The organism is Wolbachia endosymbiont (group A) of Sphaerophoria taeniata (genome assembly GCF_947250735.1).
Lineage (GTDB): Bacteria > Pseudomonadota > Alphaproteobacteria > Rickettsiales > Anaplasmataceae > Wolbachia.
Window position 1 is genome coordinate 898,318 of the sequence record NZ_OX366344.1, and the last position, 20,136, is coordinate 918,453.

The window sequence follows — 20,136 nt, forward strand, 5'->3', positions numbered from 1 at the left end:
TTAACATTACTTACTTAAAGATGCTGATAACATAGTAAGGTAACCTGAGCTATTTAGAGTATGCTCTGCTCTATTAACTATCCATTCACCATCTACTGCTTGATTAAAATCTATAAGATTAAGCTTTGCTTCTGCAAATAACTCTGGATTACCAGACATAGTTATATCTAAAGTTTCATTGTTACGCTTCAATTGTTTCAATTTGGCATTTGCTGCACTTAGCGCTGACTCTGCATTTGGGTAAATTTCTAGCATAATATAACTTGGTTCGCCGCTACCAACTATTTCTTTAATAGTTTCACCCTTTTCATAGCTGTGCCATTTTGCTACTACTGAATTGTATTTATCACGTACGGTAAAATGCACTTTCCAATTAATTGTGTCTTGAGGTCTAATAGTCGTTGTTCCTAAAGCTTTTCCTGTGGCTGATTTTGCCATGTTTTTTGAAATAAATAATATATACCCACCAGCTAATTTTACCATTGCTTCACGCTCTATTGCTATTTTCGTTAGAAGGCTTATATCACTCTCCTCAGTTTGATTGATGTGAGATATAAGTACGTCTTTAAATTTCTCATCGACTTTATGTCCATATCCATGTTTTTGAGCTATTTCTTTCACTAAGTTTTCTATGGTAATTTGATGCCATTCTTTTGATACTTTTGCTTTTAAAGATATTCTTAAATTTGTTGCATGAGCTTTTATTAGTAGAGTCTTAGGTGGGCCTTGTATCGTAACTTCGTTGACTGTATATATACCCATTGGAAAGATTCCCGTTTCCTTATAACCCAGCGCTATGTTCAATTCACTTGGAACTTCCACGTTTTCATTGCCATAATCAACGCACACCTCTGCAACATCATCTATAGTACCAGATTCATCAGTAAGATGCACCGATATTACATGATCTTTTATTCCTTCAATGCTAAATTCAGGTTTCATTTATTCCCATACTTTTAACTTCGATTTTTTTAATTGCTCTTGTATTGTAGGTAACCTGATCTTTAATCCTGCAGGCAAAAAACTTCCATACTCCGCAAGTCCAGGGTTTTCCTCCAATACTATTTCTACTGCTCCAGAGCTATATCCATAGTGTTTAAAACATATGTAATCTAACATTTCATTTTCTCGTGCTATATAATGTACTATCATATATAACGCCTTAAACTTAAGCTAAATTCTATCTTTTTTGGTAATCCACATGGAAAATACGACGTTTGCTTTTCTTCTAACCGCACAATAACAAATCTTCCCAAAACATTTCCTAAATTGTCTACTAAGATACTTGGTTCCTGATTTTCCTCAGCTTCTTTCATACTTTTTAATTGATTTAAATCATTGAGATTATGGAAATAAATTATTCCTTCTAAGTCTATATTTTCTGTACCTTGGCCAATATTTTGTAATGAAGGTATTTTACCAATACACTCAATTGTACTCCAACGGTTTTCTTTACTATACCTTAAACTTGTTGGAGAAAGCTTATGCTGACCAAGTGATAGCATTAGTAAATTGGTTCTATTGAATCAAACAGAACGTCACGCGATTTTTCTCTTATTCTTTTTATTACTGCATCAGCAAGACTACGTACATCTTGGTTAGGTTCTGCTTTTATACTTATATTAAATGTAAAAGTTTGATTAAAAATTTTTTGTTCACACTTTTCACAGTCTTTTAAAACTTTCTCTGAATTATCTGCTACAGAACTTTTTTCTGTAATCACTCTAGCACTTTCAATATTCGTTCTACTATTCGAAATTCCACTAAAAGTATTATTATTTAATAAAGGATTTCCTTTACTAAAAATACTTCTATTTTCACTGATTATCTTAGTTGTATTGCCTATTTTTGCTTCTACTGGTTTCTCAAATGCTTTTATTGGATTATCATTAAACAATTTTCCTACACCAATCCAATTTTCTATAGGTTTTGTAATTGATTTCCAGATACTTGAGAAAAAGTCCTTTACCTTCTGCCAATTAGCGATTACAAGCGCTGCACCAACTGATAGTCCAGCAACAGCAGCTCCTATAGGATTGGTTAGCGTTAAAGCTTTCAGCCCCATGATTACTGCTGGAATTACTCGTGCTGATAATGAAGTTAATACTGGTAAAAGTGTTCCCTGCAAAATAGCCTTAAAAGTTAATATTCCACCTCCAGCCAATGCAAATACATAACCAAAACCTACCACTGCAATCTTACCAATAATAAGAGCTGAAATTATACTCATTATTCCTGTAGTAATAACTGGAAACTTTTCTGCAAACCAAGCTATGGGGTTAGTTATCTCTCTTAGAATATTACTTATCCACTTTAAAGGAGGTAGCATTACTGAGCCCAGATTCATTCCCACCTCTGCTATCGCATTCCTCAGTAATCGTAAGTTATTTGCTGTAGTTGCTGCACGATTGTTAAACTCTTCTTGCATGGACTGTTTAAATTCTTCCTCATCAGCTAAATGATTTATGGCATCTTTATAATTCTTTAAGCTTCCAACTAGTAATGCAATATCATCTTGATACTCTTGACCAAACAGATCAAGAAGGATTTGCGAACGTTCCTGTTTATCTACCTTCTCTAGAGTTTCAAAAAAGTAAAGTAGTGCGTCTTGGCCATTTCTGCTAATCCTTTGTGTCATCTCTTCTGCAGTTATTCCCACATCTTCCAATGCTGCTTTAAACTTTTTCCCCTGTCCTTCAGCAGTCTGAAGTTTACTAAGTAGAGCGTTTATTGCAGTTGCTGCTTTTGCAGGTTGTTTGCCTAGGCTAATAAAGGCATTTACTAAACTACTTGTCTGTTTAATATCAAAACCAAACTGTTTTGCAGTACCACCAACTATAGCAAGTGCTTGGACCATATCCTTTGCTTTAGCAGCACTATTATCTGAAAGGTGATTTATAATATTACCTACTCTTTCCATGCCTGCTACCTCAATTCCATAAACATTGGCAAGCTTAGCTATAGAATCACCTGCTTCTTCTGCAGACATATCAAATGCTGTGGCCATTTTAGCTACTGTTGTTGTAAATCCAATTAACTTATCTTTTTGAATTCCAAGTTGTCCACCACTTGCAGCTATTTGTGCTAATTCTGTAGCTGATAGAGGTATTTCACGGGATAACTTCTTTATATTCTCACTAAACTTATTAAATTCCTCATCATTCTGAAACTTTACAACCTTCTTAACATCAGCCATAGCACTTTCAAAGTTAATCGCAACTTTAATTGGCGCTGCAAGCGAAAGACCTAGTCCTATAGTCTCCATTACTTGTGATCTATAATGCGCTTTTCTTGCTAAAGCATTTTGCTGTTTTTGTATTACAGATCCTAATTTACTGTATTTTCCTTTTAGTACTTCAATAGATGAACCAAGTTTAGTTTGATCTCTCACTAAAGATTTAACATCCTTTCCACTTTTCCTAATTTCTTCATTTAATGTGTGAAGTGCATCTCTCTTTTTAATATAAGCCTCTTTTGCCTTTGATGCCGATGCTTTCAATTTTTCGAATTCATTTCTCAGTGCTTTGCTTGGCTCTTTTTTTTCCTTCTTCTCTTTAGCAATTGCTGTAGCTGATTCTTTCGCTTTCTTCTCCGCTTCCTTCCAATTCTTCATGGCTTGAAGGGCATCATGATTTAATTGCTTAAATTTGGAAACCGATTTCATTGATGAATCAAGCTGCTTTATACTATCACCCAACTTAGAAAGCTTTGCTGCACTACCTGTCATTGCATTATTAAAACTGCCATCTAACGTTGCACCTATTTTTATTGAAAGCATTGACATTTTTTTGTTACTCCTTCACTTACTTCTAACCACTTTAGAAACTCTTTTGTACTCATATTAATAATTTGCTCAATTCCACTTCCTGTTGTTGAGCTAAGTTTTAAAATATTGAATCTTAACTCCTCTGTTCCAGCGGCGACAAAAAACCTTTTAGCACCTTCTGTATTTCTACATAATCTTTAATACATAAATCTTCAACTACTTCTTTTGGTACGGATGCTAGATTAGCAATTAAAGCTACTTCTTTTAAAGCTTCGCCTTCTATGCGTTCTATAGCAAGTAAATCTCTTACTTTAGGTTCACGTATCGATAATTCTGAGACAGAAATTCCATCAACTGTTATTGGGTTATTAAGTGTTATAGCTTGCATACTTCTCCTGAAAAAGTTAATTAAATAAAAGTCTATATCGGCTTTTACATAACTAATTTTTGTTACTATAGTTTTTGTGTTTGATTAACGATTCTTCATACTAAATTTCTCAATATAAAGATGATAATAGGGGTTATTTCCCTTCAACTTGAATTAATTCTTGAACCTCATCGACAGAAAGACCTGTACACTTGACAATAGTGTTAATATCAACATCATTAGTCAACATCGCTTTTGCAACTTCAATCTTTCCTTCTTTTTTGGCATCATCAAGTTTTTGAGCAAGGACAGCCTGTTCATCACGAATACGCTTAGTCTCCTGTTCATAGGCTATAAACTCTTTTTCTGACCAGTTAAACCTGTTTAGCTCTTCATACGCTTTTTTGATTATTACGTCACTTCCTGTTATCCTTTCCAATTCTTCTTCACTTGTTTCATCAGCGTACTTAAAAAAATACACCCACTTCTCAACTATATTTGAAAGCTGATCTTCTTTAGTTTTGGAAAATTTAGGCAGTTCAATAAATACAAAGTAAAAATCTTTTAGATCATGTTCATTAGTATCTTCATCTCGAATGGTGTGTTTTGATTTATACTCAGACTTATCCGGAAATAGTATACAATCTGCTATAGCAATAAAGATAATTTCCTTAAGGTCATGGTATTGATCGCCCTTGTCAGCTTGTCTTGAGTAAGCTTTAGCTGCGTAGTATTGGGCACGTTTTTCAAAGCCTTTGGTTTTAGCGACCTGCATCTCAATTATCCATTGCACTCCTGTGGAATCTCTACATAGCACATCAACAATACTTTGCTTTTTAGATGCAATATCAGGATCTTGAATAGTACTTAAAAACTCTATATCCTGTATTGCATTTTTGCCAGTAAAGCTCAAAATATCATTTAGAAAGTGAATGAGGATATCTTTATTCTTTTCTGTACCAAAGATACGGCGGAATGCTACATCATTCTTAGGGTCGAGAAATTTAGATAAAGCCATAGCACAAATGCCTAAAAAACATCAATAATTATACAGTATTATCAGTAATTTTTCAATAAAGAAGTGAAAAGGCATCCGTCTATTACATTAAATCCCTAGAATCGTTTGCAGCAAGGCCATTTGATCCACACCGTTAATCTTACGGATCATATTCTCAGCATCGATTTCTATTAATTCATTACCACCTATCGTAAGTTTATAGTAATGGGCAGCTACAGTGCATTTTAGAGTGGCTTTTTCAGCAGGTTTCCAGCTACCAAAATCAAATTCTTTGAATATGCCTCTGAGGTTGATAATTACTCCTTCAATATCATTACTACCACTTCCTTGCATTCCACCACGAAGAGTTAAAGATACTGAGTTTCCATCTATCAAGCCAAAAAGTCTAAATAGTTCTGAATCATACTCAGCAAAAGTAAAGTCTGCTTCAAGCTTTTCCATGCCCATGTCAATATTTATTGGAATATCCATACCACCAGCTCTGTACTCTTCGGTTTTTATGGTAAGCTTCGGCAAGGTTATTTCATCTATTTTTCCTGCATAACCACGACCATCTACAAATACGTTAAAATTTCTCAGTATTTTGGGTAACACTTCGCTTTCTCCTAACTTATTACACTATTATTTACAAGATGGGATCTGAATATTATTTGCTCAGCTGGATATGGCGGTGTAAACTCAAAATCAAAAGACACTTTTCCGCTTGCAATATTTGCCGGTGTATTGAGTTCGGGAGTTGCATAGCATTTTCCACTGATAATCGCTCCTTGGGCTTTTAAATTGGCCAAATAAGAATTCACCCCCTCGATCACATCATCTATATAAGTTTTGGTAATATTGCGATCAACTGCCCATAAATGAGCTCGAAGTAGACTATCATTGATTAAATCTGCAGTCCTTCTCACTGACAGAAAAGCCCATTTCGAATCGTTTGAACATGTTCTATTTCCCCAAAGCCTATAGCCATTTTGATGAATTATCGTTGTTACTTCATTTTCATTTAAATGGTTTGCTCTACAATTTGTATTACCGAGCGTAAAATCAATAGGCCTGCTTGTTCCAACAATACCATTTATCTCTTTATTTGAAGGTGAGTGCCAAAATCCTTGTTCGCTATCTACTTTTGCTATTAAACCAGCTACAAATGGGCTTGCTGGCAAAATTTCTTCTTTTCCTTCAATAAATACCTTAATCCATGGATCAACTACGTAAACTCTTGAGCTGCCTACACTTTTTCTCCACTTGATTGCTTCTTCATCATTGGTATTTGGTCCATCTGCTACTATTATGCTTCTCAGCTTTTCTGCTATAGGAATTAATGCTGCAACCACTGCATCTTCTGGTAGTTGGTAAGTAAACTGAGGTGCAATTAATATTCTTGGGGCAACATGAACTATACTTTCACTACTGAGGAATGCCTCTATCCCTTGATACTCTCCAGTCTCTTTATCAACTCCTCCAATTATATTCTTCAGCGTCTCTTCTTCTTTTAATTTTGGATCGCTGTTTTCACTTTCTTCAACTCGAATAACTACTACTGTTGCACCGATTTGGGAAAATATTCCATTTACTGCAGAAGGTAAACTGCCACTCTTTCCGAGCTTTGCTGCTTCCTTTAAGCTTCCTGCAACTAACACTGGTTTATTTAGCGGAAATTTTTGCTCATCAGCTTCAGGTGCAGTACCGATTACACCTATCACTGATGATTTAGCTGCACGTACTGTTTTTGCCCCTGAGGTTACCTCAATAACATTTACTCCGTGCAAAAATTCTTCAGCCATTTCTTTGCATCTTTTGTTTAAAATCGTTTAGTAAGTTCTCTAGCTCTCGTTCACTCTTGGCTTCTTCAATTTTCCTCTTCGCCATGTCTTCCAACTCCTCGCATTTCACTATCGCTTTTACTGCTTTTTTCACTTTTTCCTCAATTATTCTTGCCATTTCAATAACCGTAATACCACGGACTTTTGCTAAAGGTTCTATAATTTCTTTATCCTTTGCATTCATAGATTCTGGTGCTGCTAAGATGTTCTCTGCGGCTTTCGCTTGAATCTCATAAGATTTAGACTTCTGGTAAGAATGTCCTGCGTATTGGTGAGTATGATTATCATAATAAAAACGCATACTATCAAGTGCAGAAAGCTTTGCATTTTCCAATAATTCCAGCTCAATATCTTCCTTATTCCTTTCAACAATTTTCTCTCCTTCTGTTAAACAATAACTTTTTTGCCAGTCAAAATTCTTTGGTGCTTCATACCAATCATTTCCAGTTGGCTTGTTTTCAAGTGTTGTTGTTTCAATCTGCTTGTGGTTTTCAAAACGTATATAAATAGTCACAAATTCCTCCTCATTGCCATATTTGATCAGTTCGTTCTAACCCTGGACATTGCCAAGCCCTGAGCGTCCTTTCCACATCTACCTCAAGCCCTGTGGTGAGAAAATTGCTACGTATGTTATAAATCCCCCACTGAATAAATTGACCATAGTTGACCATAGTTGACCATAGTTGACCATAGTTGTGGTTTAGAAGAGATACTGCGTTGGGTAAAAAATAAAAGAAGAGCTATAGTAGAAGGAGTAAAATTTCAAAGACTGCGAGGAACACCTGCTTCACTCAAAATAGCTCTCAAATGGGCAAATATAGAAGATATTACAATTATCGAAGAACCACCTGGTAAACATTTTTTTGAACTGCAGATAGGGATAAAAGATGTTCCAAATGACTTTTTTGTAGATGCGGTTGTAGAGCTTGCAAAACTATCATTACCAGCAAGATCAAGGCTAATGAGGATTTTTAATGACTACTATAACGTTGATAGGTTTATATTAGATGAAAGTATATTCGGCAGCTTATTATCAGACTATTCAGGTAGAAAAGTTGAAAAAGATGGACCAGTGTTATCGTTTGGAAGAATAAATTTTTTCAGTTCTAGAGGTCCGTTAGTAGAGATTGTAGACAACTATTTAAGAGAGCATTATGAACAAACATTTAGTAATGACATATATCGATTAGATGTAGCAGTACTTGGAGAAACAGAGCCTCACACAAAGGATTACAAAGGCATCTATGAAAGGAGTCATCAGTGGTACAATTTAAAAGCACTATATCCATTACCACAAAGTTTATTACCAGAAATAAAGTTTGCGAAAGCACAAGTTATATTATCGGACAGTTGGAGCTTAGGAGAAATAAACGCATGTTTTCCAGTAAGTAGTGTAGAGGAAAGAGGGAATAAATTTGTATTGGGAAGCGATAAACTTTCAGGGCAACATTGGAGTTTAAAACACAAGCCAATTTTAGAAAGATTCAGCATTATCCATCGTTACAAATTAGAAAATTATACAGATCAGAAGGTCAGAAAATATGTTTTAGCAGAACACAACGTTTACTATAAAAATGACTCAGATTCAGAGCAAAAAGACTCAATACACGAATTAGAAAAGCACATTTTAGTATTTTATCCAGGAGTACTGAAGTGGCACGAACATCGACATTTGCACAGAAGTTGGAAAAATAGTCAAGTAATATGTATAATAAGCTAAGTACTTATATTTAGATCCTCATATATTATATTAATAATAGGTAAAAGTGTATGAAATAAAAAGAAAAAGACTTGCTTTCTTATGCTAAAACGGACATGACTTGAATAGCGGCAGGTAAATATAAGAAATTTGTCTGGCGCTAGAAAAGCTAATTTTGTGAGGTATGAAATGAGTTTTAGCAAGAGTAAGTTTTTTAAAGAAGTATCAAGTAACGGGTTTAAAAACATTAATAAAAGAAATGAAGAAGGAGAGACGATCTTGCATCAAGCAGTAGAAATCTCTGATTATAAAACAGTGAGGTTATTAATAAAAAAAGGAGCAGATGTTAATGCAAGAGATAAAAATGGTTATACACCTCTGCACTGTGCAGTATTTGCAAAAAGTTTAGAAAATGTAAAAGTGCTGCTAAGAGAAGGAGCAGAAGTAAATGCCACTCAATATGTCACTGGATGTACGCCACTGCACTCTGCGTGCAAAATAGGAGGAGCAGGAGTTGAAATAATAAAAGAGCTGGTAAAGGCCGGAGCTGAAGTTAATCAACTGAATAAGTACGGTGCAACACCAATGTACTATATCTGGGAAAGTGAAAAGTATCGTCTATGTGATAGCAAAGAGAGTGAAAAGGCGAGTAAATTTTTGAGAGAAAAAGGAGGAATAACAAAAAGTAGAGAACTGACGTGCTATGGAATAGAGGGGCTAGTGGGAGAAATAGCAGACATGTTGAATGTAAGCTACATGCCGGAGCTAAAAATAATAGAGATAGGAGAAATAAGGAGGAGAGACAAATCGCTAATAAAGAAAGAATGTCAAAATTTAGCAAGCAAGATAATCAGCCAAGTGAATGCAATGATAGATGAGGTGGTAAAAAGGAAGGCTTAGGTTTAAAGAAAAGGTGGGGTAAGTTATGGTAAAGCTGGGTAAAAAAGAGGAGTCACTATTAGAGAACTCGTTTAAAAATATTTATGAAAGAGACGAAAAAGGAAGAACAGCTCTACATTATGCAGTAGAGGTAAAAACAGTGAGGTTATTAATCGAAAAAGGAGTAGATGTGAATGCAGCAGATGTAAGAGGACATACAGCACTGCATCTAGCGATAACGGAGAAACGTCTAGAAACAGTTAGAGAATTGATAAAATCAGGAGGGAATGTAAATGCTGAAGAGTATGGCAATAAATGCACTCCGCTGCATCTTGCATGTATGGTAGGAGAAAAAGAAATAGTGGAGGAGCTAGTAAAAGCAGGGGCTGAAATAGAGCAAGCAGATAAATTTGGAATAACAGCGATGGATTATGCGAAAAATAGCAAAGAAATAGCCGAGGTATTAAAGAAAGAAACAGAGAAAATGGAAAGTTTGTTAAAAAAATAAGAGTCGTATCAGAAAGCGCAACAGCAGTTGGTAAAGGAAGGGCTAGACCAAATTTGAAGGCTGTAGCTGATAAAAGTTGGTCTTTTTCATAAGAGTAAATGGATTGATGGAAAAAAGGAGTGGTAAGGCTCCTTGCACTACAAAAACATTTGCAGGAGAAACTATGAGAAAAAGAACATTAACTTGCCGATACGAGCCAGATGAATTAGCGGAACAACATCTAGCAGACGCCTATGAGCTGTTACTAAGGTATGCGGTAAAAAGAAACAATGAAAAGGAGATAAAGAAAAATGATAACAGTGGCCTTATATGCAAGAGTTTCATCGAAGAGTCAAGCGCAGAACAATACAATAGAGAGTCAAATTGCCGAGCTCAAGCATAGAATTGCTGCAGATAAGCATGAGTTATTGAATGAGTATGAATTTAAGGATGATGGGCTTAGTGGGTGGAGTTTAGAACGTGAAGGTTTAGATGCATTACGTGATAAAGTAGGAGAAGATCAAATTGATAAAATTTATATTCATTCACCTGACCGACTATCAAGAAAATCTGCACATCAAATGATATTACTTGATGAATTTGAAAAAGCAGGAGTAGAAGTAATATTCTTAAATCATAAGACTGAAAATAATCCAGAGTCTAAATTGTTATTGGGAATGCAAGGATTAGTGGCAGAATATGAGTGTACAAAGATTATGGAACGTAGTCGTAGGGGAAAACTCCATAGAGCAAAAAAAGGCTGTGTAAGTGTAATTGGCATTGCACCTTTTGGTTATAATCGTATAAAGCATGTAGATAGAGAAAAGACAAAGTTTGAAATAAATGAAGAGGAAGCAAAAATAGTAAAGCAGATATTCATGTGGGTAGGGCAAGAGAGAATAAGTATAAGGGAAGTGATACGTAGACTAAGAGATAAGTCAATTAGAACAAGAACTGGAAAGAAGGTGTGATGTCCAATAATAATTTGGAAGGTGTTAAGAAATCCAGCATATAAAGGACAAGCAGCGTTTGGTAAATTAAAGAGGGTTGAAAAAAGAGAAAGAAATAAACAAAAGGTTTCTATCTGTCGCACAGATGAGGACAGCTGGATTTATATACCAGTACCAAAAATAGTTGATGAAGGGTTATTTAATAAAGTACAAAAGCAACTGGATGAAAATAGAAAAGGAGCAAGGATGCAGAGAGAGGGAGGAAAAAAGAAATATCTATTACAAGGTCTAGTTGTGTGTCAAAACTGTGGATATGCGTATAGTGGTGCACAATGTGGAGTTGAGGGAAAAAAGTTTAGCTATTATCGCTGTAGTAGTACTATACGTATTACTGATGGTAGGGAGAAGTGTACTAATAAATTGGTCCGTACAGATATGTTAGAAACAGCTATATGGGAAAAGGTGAAAAATTTACTAAAAAACCCAGAGATAATAAAAAATGAGTATCACCGTAGAATTGCAGAAAATAAAAATGATGAATCATCAGATAAGAAGCTTGCAAGAAGGGAAAATCAAATAAAACAAGGCATCGAAAAGTTAATGGAAGACTATTATAGTCAAGAAAATGTAGGAGATAAAGGATATATAAGTGAGGAAGAATTTAAACAGACGATGAAAAGAATGAGGGAACGCTTAAGAGGGATAGAAGAAGAGAAGAAAAAGGTAGTTGATCAAAAAGCAATAGAGAAGGGAATGAACCTTATCATCAACAGTATAAAGAGTCTTTATTCCAGTGTAAAATCTAATTTGGAACAGCTAGATTGGCAAACTAAGCGTGGCATCATTAAAGCATTAGTAGAACGAATTCAGATTGGTTATGACCAGGTAGAAGTGGCGTTTAGAATCGAAGAACCAGCACAGGATGGAGAGATTTTTAATTTGCAACATTGTACTGGACGTCATGATAAGGGGGCTGGCGGAGTTTGTCAAGTAAGTTTTTCGTTTCTATGTTGTCAGCTACTTGCATGACACCTCTGGGCACTGCCGTCATAAAGGAACCAGTGTTAGCTACTTGGATGACAACCATTGTATTTGAGGCAAAATTGACTATCACTTCTTTTTATAGAGCTTGCTCCAAATTCTATTGTTAGTTAATACAAAAAACACTGTTAAAATTATAAAATACGCCACTACTTTTAATCCAAGTTTATGCCGGCGCTCTAATTCTGGCTCTGCTGCCCATTGTAAAAAATTTATCACATCATACGCCATATTTTCAACTGTGGCTTGTCTTGCACCATCATATTCCACCATTCCTTCAGAAAGTGGTGGCGCCATAGCTAACCTGCCTGTTGAAAAGTAAGGGTTGAAGTATAAATCATTTTCATCGTGCTCGCCGTTTTGATAGCCTGTTAACAGTGAATAGACATAATTTGCACCATCATGCCTTGCTTTAATAATTAACGATAAGTCTGGTGGAACTGCACCATTATTGCTTGCTGCAGCTGCTTCTTTTGTATCAAAAGGTGCAATAAAATAATCCGAAGGTACTCCAGGTCTATCGAACATTTCACCCAAATCGTTCGGACCATCTTTAACTTGATAAGAAGCTGCAATCTGTTTTATATCTTCTTCAGAAAAACCAACATCTTGCAAATTACGAAATGCTATCCTATTCATTGAATGACAAGCAGCACAGACTTCTTTATACACTTTATAGCCTCGTTGAATTGACTCTCTATCGAAAGATCCGGTAATTCCATCAAATTTCCAGTCCATTTTTTTATTTGGTGATGGCTTGAATTCTTCTGCATACACAAAATTAGCAAAAAACAATATGCAAAGTATAGCTAACATACTTCTCATCAGCATTACTTCATCTCCGGCACAGAACCACTTAAGGTTTTTGGTGGTTCTTTTGGCTTTTCATATTTACTAAGCAGTGGTAAAATTATTACAAAATATGCAAAATAATAAAGAGTGGATAGCCTACTCATAGTGATGTAAGGCTCTTTCACCTCTTGTCCTCCAAGCCAGGCAAGAAGTGCAAAATTTATTGCGAAAACCCAAAAAAATTTTTTGAACACTGGGCGATAAGCACCACTTTTAACTTTTGATTTATCAAGCCAAGGTAACAAAAACCAAACTAAAATAGACGCAAACATGGTAAGCACACCAGTAAGTTTATCTGGAATTGAACGTAGCATTGCATAAAAAGGTAAAAAGTACCACTCTGGCACTATATGTACCGGAGTGACCATAGAATCAGCTTCTATATAATTGTCTGGATGTCCAAGATAATTAGGAGCATAGAAAACAAATGCAAACAAAACTACAAAAAACAGACCAAAAGTTATGCAATCCTTGACTATATAATAAGGATAGAGAGGAATGGTATCCTTATCTGATTTTACCTCCACTCCACTTGGGTTACCAGAGCCAAACCTATGCAGAGCTATCACATGAAGCATAGCTAAAGCAATAATAACAAAAGGCAGAAGATAATGCAGAGCGAAAAAACGGTTAAGTGTTGGATTATCAACGGAAAAACCACCCCATAACCATATAACTATTTTATTGCCAATTAAAGGTATAGCTGAAAATAAGTTGGTTATGACTGTTGCACCCCAGAAACTCATTTGTCCCCAAGGCAATACATATCCCATAAAGGCAGTTGCCATCATTGCAAAAAACATAAATATACCAACAAACCACACCATCTCTCGTGGCCTCTTGTAAGATCCGTAATATAATCCACGCATTATATGAACATAGACTACCATAAAGAAGAGCGATGCTCCAACAGCGTGAGTGTAGCGTATTAACCACCCGTAATTCACATCTCGCATTATGCGCTCTACACTATTAAACGCATAATCAACATGCGGAGTGTAGTGCATAGCAAGAAATATACCTGTTATTATTTGTAAAATTAGCGCTATACCAGCCAAAGAGCCAAAGTTCCAAGCATAATTTAAGTTTTTTGGCACTTTGTAAGAAGCAGTGTGTTTCAAAAAAGAAAATATAGGCAATCTATATTCTATCCACCCTAATATGCCTTTTTCTTCTATCGTTGTTTTTTTTTTCTGCATAACTTAAAGCTTTCTCTACCTTTAACTCGTTTTATTGTAGCAACTTATCCTTTACACACAAATAAAAAGTTTAAAGCGATATTAATTACTACCTCTTCAGCAACCTATCACGTGCCGCATTTAATTTCTGTGCAAAATACTCTGAGCCTCCCTTATCTGGGTGAACTAATTTCATTAAATTTTGATATGCTTTATTAATTTCATTTTGACTTGCCTCAGGATTCAGCCCCAGTATCTTTAATGCTTCATCTTTGGACATGTTACTACTACCGAACTAGTATGATTTTGTCTTGTAAATTTATTCAACAACCCTATTCTAACTATATAATGAAAAATTATCTACAAAGTGTTTATAAAGATGGTATGAAAATCCAACTATCTAAAGTCAACAAATATTTATTAGTTTTACTGATTACTGTCTCAGCATTTCTCATATCTGGGCAAGTATCCAGTTCAAGCAGTATCGAGAATGATTTTCAAGATTTACAAGAAAAATTACCATTATTGAAAGATCAGGATTTGTTATTTTTAAGTCCAGCTTCAGCTTTAAATTATGGTGATAGGGCAGGTGAAAAAGTGTTAATGGTTATAGTTCACCATACTGAAACATCAACATTAAAAGATACAAAAGATACGCTGAATGCTAGAGGATTGTCAGTTCATTTTATTGTCGATAGGGATGGCAGCATCACCTTAATGGTTCCATTAGAGAAAGAAGCATGGCATGCTGGTATTAGTTATGCAAGAGTTAAGATAGATAGCAAGCTTGAAGAGCTACGGAAGCTTAACAACTATTCTGTAGGTATTGAAATTGTAAACACAGGACTTGAGCCTTTTCCGGAAGAGCAAATGAGGTCCGTTAAAGAGCTGATTTTATACCTTATGGAGCGTTTTAAAATTAAAAGGGATATGATATTTAGTCATTCTGAAATAGGAACCATAGTTTACAATCAAGAACTTGGCTATACAATGCGTAAACCAGATCCACACAAATTGTTTGATTGGGAGTTATTAGAGAAAAATGGAATTGGATTGCACATAAGTGACAGAATAAACCCTAAAGATGCTAAACAGCAAATGGGCGAAATATTGTATAAAGCAGGTGATAGAAATGAAGGTATTTTGAAATTAAAACAAAGGCTGAACAGATTTTTCTATAAGATATTACCTTGGAATAATAAGAAAGGTAATGTAATTTTTCCTGATAATAATGCTGATTACTCAGATGAGTTTGATGAGAATTTTGTATGGGTTATTTATCAGTTTTCAATACATAGTTTACCAAGAGAAATTAGAAAAGATTTACCTCTTAAATTAGAACAAGCAGATATATTTCCTGAATTCTTTAGTAAATATAGTCATGGCATTTCTTCTAGTTATCTAACCTTTAGTGAAAAAATTAAATCGACTCTACAATCATGTTTAAGCAAAGTAGATTATGAGAATTTATTATCTTCTCTTGCACAATATGAGAATAACATTTCTCCTGATGCATCTACCACTTTAATGTACAAAATTAAGTTATACTATGATTCTTATTTAAGATATCGCATATGGTCTTCACTCTATAAACCATTTAAGCTTAATTTATTGGAAGAGTTAGACATTTTAAAGAGTGGAGTGTTATCTTTAAAATCACTAGATAGCTCTGAGGCTGCAGAAGTCTCCAGTTTAATTGATAGCTTTAAAGCAGATATTTCTTTAGAATTTCAGGATTTTGAGGAGCAATGGCTTCAGGAATTTAAGAATGCCTGGGAGAAAGAATTTATACCCTCTTTGAAAGAGAAGATAACATGGACTGCACTACATGAAGCAATATTGGATTATTTAGAAAAAGCAAAGGAAGAAATTCGTTAAACGAAAACTTTTTTTAAGATCACTTTTTTAACAATTTATCACGTGCCGCATTTAATTTCTGTGCAAAATACTCTGAGCCTCCCTTATCTGGGTGAACTAATTTCATTAAATTTTGATATGCTTTATTAATTTCATTTTGACTTGCCTCAGGATTCAGCCCCAGTATCTTTAATGCTTCATCTTTGGACATGTTATCACCAGTGTAATTTTCAGTATAACTTCTACTGCTATTAAATTCGTTCAAAAACTTACTCAATATAGAGTTCATCATGAAACTTATGTTATTTTTTTTTGTCAGGAAAAGAAAAAATACAACAACGCTAGGCAAAACAAATGTAACTACTATGAATACTAAAAAAAGAAAAAAGATGAATGACATGTATATTTTTTTATCATTTTATGATTAAATAGTAACAATTATAATTGTCATGGTAAATAACATGTTCATCCAGATTGAAGAAACACCAAATCCAAACACACTGAAATTTCTCCCTGGATTTGCAATTCTAAACGAAGGAGAAACGGCTGATTTTTCAAATGCAGATGAAATAAAAAACTCCAAGCTAGCAGCAAATCTTTTTCAAATAGAACATGTGGTAAGAGTGTTTTTTGGTCATGATTTTATTTCAGTAACAAAATTGGGTGGAATTAATTGGGATACATTAAAAGTAGAAATTTTAACTACAATCATGGATCACTTTACTTCAGGTGGAAAAGCACTAGATAAAGAAGGAGTAAATGATAATAATATACCGGATGAAGAATTTTTTGATAAAAATGATATAGAAATTGTAAATAGAATAAAAGAATTGATGGAAAGTTATATCAAACCTGCAGTTGCTCAAGATGGTGGCGATATCAAATTTCGTGGCTATAAAGACGGGATAGTTTATGTTGAGTTACAAGGAGCTTGCTCTGGATGCCCAAGTGCTGCAATTACTTTAAAGCAAGGAGTGCAGAATATGCTGAGCTACCACATACCAGAGGTTGCAGGTATAGAGACCACACTATGACTAATCAAACGGTTAGAGGAACAAAAGATCTCCTGTTTGATGAATGGTACAAGTTTAAACACATAGAGCAAACAACAAGCAGAATCTCAAGTCTATATGGCTTTTTGCCTGCTCAAACTCCGATATTTGAATATACGGAAGTTTTCACAAAGACTTTAGGTGATAGCTCAGACATCATCACTAAAGAGATGTACACCTTTAATGATAAAGGGGGAAAGAGCATAACTTTACGTCCTGAGTTCACTGCAGCGGTTGTTAGGCTATTAATTGAAAAAAAACTGCAAACGCCGATAAAATTATTTTCAACAGGGCCTGCATTTCGTTACGAAAGACCGCAAAAGGGAAGACAGAGGCAATTTCATCAGATAAATTTTGAGGTTTTTGGTGTAGAAGATTCAAAAGCCGATGTTGAATTGATATCACTCGCTCAGCACTTACTAACTGAATTTAGCATCAATAAAAATGTAAAGCTGGAAATCAACTCTTTAGGTGATAGTGAAACAATAACTAAGTATAGAGAAGCTTTGATCTTATACTTTACAAAGTATCAAAACGATCTATCAGAAGATAGCAAAAATAGGTTGATCAAAAATCCACTCAGAATACTGGATTCTAAGGATGAGAAAGATAGATTAATAATTTCTGATGCACCTAAAATCAGTGATCACTATACAAAAGAATCTTCATATTTCTTTGACCAAGTGTTAAATGGACTGCAAGCTCTTGGCATACCTTACACTGTAAATAGCAAATTAGTTCGAGGTCTAGACTATTATTGTCACACAGTATTTGAATTTGTCACAGAAGATTTAGGTGCACAAGGGGCAGTTTTTGCCGGTGGAAGATACGATAATTTAGTATCTTCAGTAGGTGGAAAACACACTCCAGCGATAGGATTTGCAGGAGGTATTGAACGCATAATGGAGTTAATCAATTATTCTCCGAAAGAAGAGCGACCTATTTACCTAATTCCGATCGGCAGAGAGGCTGATGAACATGCTCTAACACTTGCGAATGAATTGCGCAGAAATGGTTTATATGTAGTCTACGAATATAGCGGAGCACTTAAAAACCGAATGAAAAAAGCAAATCAAGCAAATGCTAAAGCTGCTTTAATCTTTGGCGATGAAGAATTGAGTAGTAAAACTTTAAAGATTAAAAGCATGGATACAGGTGAAGAAAAAATAATTGCTCGCGATAACACAATAGAAAACATCAATTAGGAGCAATGCAAATGTTTTTCTTAGTCAGCTATAGAAGAAAATTCGTCTGCACAAGAATTTTTCATAGCATTCAATGTATCATAATCTGTAAAATCTAATTTTACTGGTGTGATAGTAATAAATCCTTCTTTTATTTTATTTACACTACCACTGCCTGAGTGCTCTCGAGACCAATTTAAGCTAAAAAAGCCATTCGAATTTTCAGTAAAAGTTAAATCCCCATCAATGTTATATTCACCTTGTTCAGCAAATTCTACTCCTTTTACTTTTTCCGTAGCAGGAAAATTTACACTCATCACTATGTTTTTAGGCCAACCAACCTTAACTAGCTTGGCAATAACCTTTGGTGCAAAAACCTTTGTATTGTGCCAGTCTATTTTATCATGATAAACTTGGCTCAGCGCAATAGAAGGTATAGACCTTGCAGCACCTTCCATTACAGCACCAATTGTTCCTGAATAACAAATATCGTCCCCGACATTTGATCCAATATTTACTCCGGACAATATTAAGTCTGGTTTTTTATTCATAACTTTATTTAGCGCAATAATGACACAATCTGCAGGAGTACCAGACACACTAAATTCCCTTTCACTATGTTGGTTTATTCCAATAGATTGTTTCACTGGATAATCAAGAGATCTTGCAGCCCCGCTTCTATCAGTATCTGGTGCCACTATCCATATTTCTGACGCAAAATTCCGTGCAATCTCTTTGAGTAATTTTATTCCTTCACTTCCAAAGCCATCATCGTTTGTTATCAATATTATCATATACAATACTCAGCTATACAGTTCCAAATTATGTAAATCACTGGCTGTAAATAAACTCATGAGGCTTTAAGTTTCTTTGCATAACTATGAACTGTAACAAAGAACCTGCTGTAAATCAATAGATTTCTTGCACAGGCCATAACTGTCATTACAATAGAAACGAAAAAACCTACTTGACAAACTACGCCAGCCCCCTTATCATGGTACTGAAGGTATTCAGTTATCTTAATCTGTGCAGATTAAACAGCAAGAAAACAACGTAGTTGGCGTCTTATTTTTAATTTTTTGCACTATGTGCACCTTATGTCTTCACAATATTTCTAGGTTTTTACCTATATAAGCTGAAACGCGCTTATAAGTCGTTTAAGACAGTATAGTACGCCAATTTGCAGGATTAGAGAGTGAACACTAATTACCACTGGGTTTCTTTTGCCTTTTTTTCTGCTTAGTAAATTTCTTAAACATTTATGACTAAAGGTTAGTTGCATTAAAAAGCAGCTGAGTCGAGGTTATTAAACGTTTAAAACATAAAAAAACGCCAATACTGAAAATAGACAATGACTAGGGCTTCTTTTGCCTTTTTTTTGTTTGGTAAATTTCTTAATGTTTGTAGCTAAAAGAGCCCAAGAGAGGTGTCATCCCGCTGCTTGTTAGCGGGATCTATGTTAAGAGATACCGCGAATGAATCGCGGTATGACGTAGGACTGCTGTCATCCCAGTGCCCAGACACTGGGATCCAGCCTTTTCATAATCATCAAAACGTTGTATTTTAACATAAAACGGCTACTTTTATGCTTATCAACTTAATAAAATTCCTGGATCCCAGTGTCAAGCACTGGGATGACAGGGGAAGGAGGCCACTCGGATGACACCCTGACACCCTTCATCCCGCCACGTGTTAGCGGGATCTATGCTAAGAGATACCGCGAATGAATCGCGGTATGACGGTCTGCGGCGATATGACGGTTCGCGGTGGCATGACGATAACTTCGTCATCCCGCTACGTGTTAGCGGGATCTATGCTAAGAGATACCGCGAATGAATCGCGGTATGACGGTCTGCGGCGATATGACGGTTCGCGGTGGCATGACGATAACTTCGTCATCCCGCTGCTTGTTAGCGGGATCTCTTGTTAGCGGCTGAGATACCGCGAATGAATCGCGGTATGACATGTTGCTTGGATCAGCTATAG

General features: G+C 35.3%; 25 protein-coding genes. 11 read left to right on the forward strand and 14 right to left on the reverse strand.

The genetic code is table 11. From position 1 onward, the window contains the following. Positions 1-6: 6 nt before the first annotated feature. The 9 genes from OOK84_RS04485 to OOK84_RS04525 all read right to left on the reverse strand — a co-directional run bounded on the left by OOK84_RS04485 (position 7) and on the right by OOK84_RS04525 (position 7,485). Entirely contained in the window at positions 7-942 is a 936-nt protein-coding gene (locus OOK84_RS04485) for a contractile injection system protein, VgrG/Pvc8 family (protein ID WP_019236475.1), read from the reverse strand. After that, positions 943-1,152: a tail protein X gene (locus OOK84_RS04490; protein ID WP_019236474.1), complete on the reverse strand. Its 210-nt coding sequence runs from the start codon at positions 1,150-1,152 to the stop codon at positions 943-945. Then, entirely contained in the window at positions 1,149-1,505 is a 357-nt protein-coding gene (locus tag OOK84_RS04495) for a phage tail protein (RefSeq protein WP_019236473.1), read from the reverse strand. Before OOK84_RS04495 ends, OOK84_RS04490 begins: the two co-directional genes overlap by 4 nt. Continuing rightward, positions 1,505-3,784, reverse strand: coding sequence for a phage tail tape measure protein (locus tag OOK84_RS04500; RefSeq protein ID WP_264731201.1), 2,280 nt, complete (start codon positions 3,782-3,784; stop codon positions 1,505-1,507). Before OOK84_RS04500 ends, OOK84_RS04495 begins: the two co-directional genes overlap by 1 nt. 115 nt (positions 3,785-3,899) lie before the next feature. Continuing rightward, positions 3,900-4,154: a phage tail assembly protein gene (locus OOK84_RS04505; RefSeq protein ID WP_019236471.1), complete on the reverse strand. Its 255-nt coding sequence runs from the start codon at positions 4,152-4,154 to the stop codon at positions 3,900-3,902. Positions 4,155-4,287: 133 nt separating this feature from the next. Continuing rightward, positions 4,288-5,151: an Rpn family recombination-promoting nuclease/putative transposase gene (locus tag OOK84_RS04510; RefSeq protein ID WP_019236470.1), complete on the reverse strand. Its 864-nt coding sequence runs from the start codon at positions 5,149-5,151 to the stop codon at positions 4,288-4,290. 87 nt (positions 5,152-5,238) lie between these two features. Beyond that, positions 5,239-5,745, reverse strand: coding sequence for a phage major tail tube protein (locus OOK84_RS04515; protein ID WP_264731204.1), 507 nt, complete (start codon positions 5,743-5,745; stop codon positions 5,239-5,241). An 11-nt stretch (positions 5,746-5,756) separates the two neighbouring features. Next, positions 5,757-6,932 carry a phage tail sheath subtilisin-like domain-containing protein gene (locus OOK84_RS04520; RefSeq protein ID WP_264731206.1) on the reverse strand — a complete coding sequence of 392 codons (1,176 nt, stop codon included), beginning with the start codon at positions 6,930-6,932 and terminating at the stop codon, positions 5,757-5,759. After that, on the reverse strand, positions 6,925-7,485 hold the full coding sequence (locus tag OOK84_RS04525) for a hypothetical protein (protein WP_264731207.1): 561 nt from the start codon (positions 7,483-7,485) through the stop codon (positions 6,925-6,927). Before OOK84_RS04525 ends, OOK84_RS04520 begins: the two co-directional genes overlap by 8 nt. 159 nt (positions 7,486-7,644) lie before the next feature. Between OOK84_RS04525 and OOK84_RS04530 the strand changes: the two genes are divergently transcribed. From OOK84_RS04530 to OOK84_RS04555, 6 genes are all read left to right on the forward strand, one after another. Next, complete coding sequence (locus tag OOK84_RS04530) at positions 7,645-8,691, forward strand: phage tail protein (protein ID WP_264731209.1); 1,047 nt, start codon at positions 7,645-7,647, stop codon at positions 8,689-8,691. A 168-nt stretch (positions 8,692-8,859) separates the two neighbouring features. Then, positions 8,860-9,570, forward strand: coding sequence for an ankyrin repeat domain-containing protein (locus OOK84_RS04535; RefSeq protein ID WP_264731211.1), 711 nt, complete (start codon positions 8,860-8,862; stop codon positions 9,568-9,570). Positions 9,571-9,595: 25 nt separating this feature from the next. Beyond that, the gene (locus tag OOK84_RS04540; RefSeq protein ID WP_182182953.1) at positions 9,596-10,057 is read left to right on the forward strand and encodes an ankyrin repeat domain-containing protein; all 462 of its coding nucleotides are present in this window, start codon (positions 9,596-9,598) and stop codon (positions 10,055-10,057) included. Positions 10,058-10,163: 106 nt separating this feature from the next. After that, on the forward strand, positions 10,164-10,439 hold the full coding sequence (locus OOK84_RS04545; RefSeq protein WP_017532679.1) for a hypothetical protein: 276 nt from the start codon (positions 10,164-10,166) through the stop codon (positions 10,437-10,439). Continuing rightward, a complete protein-coding gene (locus OOK84_RS04550) occupies positions 10,348-11,007 on the forward strand; it encodes a recombinase family protein (protein WP_264731213.1) in 660 nt (219 codons plus the stop codon). Before OOK84_RS04545 ends, OOK84_RS04550 begins: the two co-directional genes overlap by 92 nt. A gap of 21 nt (positions 11,008-11,028) precedes the next feature. After that, positions 11,029-12,015, forward strand: coding sequence for a recombinase zinc beta ribbon domain-containing protein (locus OOK84_RS04555; RefSeq protein WP_264731215.1), 987 nt, complete (start codon positions 11,029-11,031; stop codon positions 12,013-12,015). 81 nt (positions 12,016-12,096) lie between these two features. Here the strand turns inward: OOK84_RS04555 and OOK84_RS04560 are convergent, their stop codons facing one another. From OOK84_RS04560 to OOK84_RS04570, 3 genes are all read right to left on the reverse strand, one after another. After that, entirely contained in the window at positions 12,097-12,852 is a 756-nt protein-coding gene (locus tag OOK84_RS04560) for a cytochrome c1 (protein WP_373457563.1), read from the reverse strand. 5 nt (positions 12,853-12,857) lie between these two features. Beyond that, on the reverse strand, positions 12,858-14,078 hold the full coding sequence (locus tag OOK84_RS04565) for a cytochrome b (protein WP_264731217.1): 1,221 nt from the start codon (positions 14,076-14,078) through the stop codon (positions 12,858-12,860). 88 nt (positions 14,079-14,166) lie between these two features. Next, the gene (locus OOK84_RS04570) at positions 14,167-14,337 is read right to left on the reverse strand and encodes a DnaJ domain-containing protein (protein WP_264731219.1); all 171 of its coding nucleotides are present in this window, start codon (positions 14,335-14,337) and stop codon (positions 14,167-14,169) included. A 68-nt stretch (positions 14,338-14,405) separates the two neighbouring features. On the opposite strand from OOK84_RS04570, the gene OOK84_RS04575 reads away from it, so the two are divergent. Then, positions 14,406-15,935, forward strand: coding sequence for an N-acetylmuramoyl-L-alanine amidase (locus OOK84_RS04575; protein ID WP_264731222.1), 1,530 nt, complete (start codon positions 14,406-14,408; stop codon positions 15,933-15,935). A 19-nt stretch (positions 15,936-15,954) separates the two neighbouring features. On the opposite strand, the gene OOK84_RS04580 is transcribed toward OOK84_RS04575, so the two are convergent. Then, the gene (locus OOK84_RS04580) at positions 15,955-16,206 is read right to left on the reverse strand and encodes a J domain-containing protein (protein WP_259245427.1); all 252 of its coding nucleotides are present in this window, start codon (positions 16,204-16,206) and stop codon (positions 15,955-15,957) included. A 169-nt stretch (positions 16,207-16,375) separates the two neighbouring features. On the opposite strand from OOK84_RS04580, the gene OOK84_RS04585 reads away from it, so the two are divergent. Both OOK84_RS04585 and hisS read left to right on the forward strand, forming a co-directional pair. Then, a complete protein-coding gene (locus OOK84_RS04585; protein ID WP_264731225.1) occupies positions 16,376-16,948 on the forward strand; it encodes a NifU family protein in 573 nt (190 codons plus the stop codon). Beyond that, positions 16,945-18,171 (forward strand): histidine--tRNA ligase, encoded by a 1,227-nt coding sequence (gene hisS / locus OOK84_RS04590; RefSeq protein ID WP_264731226.1) that lies wholly within the window; start codon positions 16,945-16,947, stop codon positions 18,169-18,171. Before OOK84_RS04585 ends, hisS begins: the two co-directional genes overlap by 4 nt. Positions 18,172-18,191: 20 nt before the next feature. Here the strand turns inward: hisS and surE are convergent, their stop codons facing one another. Further along, on the reverse strand, positions 18,192-18,944 hold the full coding sequence (gene surE / locus OOK84_RS04595) for a 5'/3'-nucleotidase SurE (protein WP_253309702.1): 753 nt from the start codon (positions 18,942-18,944) through the stop codon (positions 18,192-18,194). 647 nt (positions 18,945-19,591) lie between these two features. Between surE and OOK84_RS04600 the strand changes: the two genes are divergently transcribed. Further along, a complete protein-coding gene (locus tag OOK84_RS04600; protein WP_264731228.1) occupies positions 19,592-19,717 on the forward strand; it encodes a hypothetical protein in 126 nt (41 codons plus the stop codon). A gap of 231 nt (positions 19,718-19,948) precedes the next feature. Beyond that, complete coding sequence (locus OOK84_RS04605; protein ID WP_264731230.1) at positions 19,949-20,080, forward strand: hypothetical protein; 132 nt, start codon at positions 19,949-19,951, stop codon at positions 20,078-20,080. The last annotated feature ends 56 nt before the right edge of the window (positions 20,081-20,136 follow it).